This is a genomic window from Bacillus pfraonensis, assembly GCF_050768835.1.
Lineage (GTDB): Bacteria > Bacillota > Bacilli > Bacillales > Bacillaceae_G > Bacillus_A > Bacillus_A pfraonensis.
In genome coordinates, this window is sequence record NZ_JAHCDO010000119.1 from 1 (window position 1) to 567 (window position 567).

The 567-nt window shown below is 32.8% G+C and carries 1 protein-coding gene; it reads left to right on the plus strand.

Features of this window, described 5'->3' with window-relative positions; genetic code table 11:
- Positions 1 to 567: phosphopantetheine-binding protein (locus tag KFD70_RS29375; protein WP_431613563.1), on the plus strand; the 567-nt coding region annotated here is incomplete at both ends.

The window sequence follows — 567 nt, forward strand, 5'->3', positions numbered from 1 at the left end:
CAAGTAAAAATAAGAGGTTTTAGGATAGAACTTGGGGAGATAGAAAATAAACTGTTGGAACATGAATCAATAGATGCAGCAGCAGTAATAGTAAAAGAAAAAGAAGAAGAAAAGTTTATATGTGCTTATATCTCAAGTAAGAGACTTTTGGAAGATTTGGACATAAGGATATACCTGGAAAGAAGTCTACCTTATTATATGATACCGCAATATTTTATAGAGATGGATAACATTCCATTAACAGGGAATGGAAAGTTAGACAGAAAGTCTTTACCAGAACCCGATATTATGTCAAATAGAGGAGCATTAGTTTTACCTAGAAATGAAATTGAAGAGAGCTTGTCTAAAATATGGTCAGAAGTGTTAGGGATAGAAAACATAGGCATAGATGATAATTTCTTTAAAATGGGTGGGCATTCGCTAAAAGCAACGGTATTGGTATCGAAGATACACAAAGAATTAGAAAAGGAAATCCCATTAAAGGAATTATTTAGACTTCCAACAATTCGGGAATTAGGTGGGTTTATTAGTGATGTGAAGGAAAGTATGTATTTAAGTATAGAGAAG